The 458-nt window shown below is 51.3% G+C and carries 1 protein-coding gene; it reads right to left on the bottom strand.

What is annotated here, in order from left to right:
• Window positions 1-74 precede the first annotated feature (74 nt).
• Window positions 75-458 (bottom strand): PIN domain-containing protein (locus AC1D0P_RS29310; RefSeq protein WP_477679944.1); only part of this gene is annotated, 384 nt, incomplete at its 5' end.

Here is a 458-nt window from a genome sequence, read left to right on the forward strand (position 1 = left end):
ATAGTGGGCGGGGAGGCTTTGCAAAGCGTTTTCGAAAACGACGCGGGCAAGAGCAATTTACGACGGGCGCGCCGCTATCCGGCAAACGGATTGACGACTTTGATTCCGTTTATGATTTGTCCATGTTGGAGGTCTTCGGTATAGAGGATGTCGCAATTGGTCATCATCGCGGCTGCGACGATGGCTGAGTCCCAATAGGAAAATTTCAGCTGCCGGCGGATATCAAAAGCCAGTTGCAACAGTTCAGGCGTCTGTGACTGGATTGGAAATCGGAGCATAGAGATAATAAAGCGTTCGGCTTCGTCGGAAGATATTCGATCCGGGCGCGTTGGGCGCGTCACTTGCACATAAAATTCCTGCAGCACCTGTACCGAAAGGACGCAATCATCCTGGTCGAGCAGCGTTTCTGCGATCGTCTTTTTATGCAGGGCGGTTGGATCGGTAGCAAAGTAATAAAG

The sequence above is a fragment of the Polaromonas sp. P1_G2 genome, assembly GCF_056405515.1.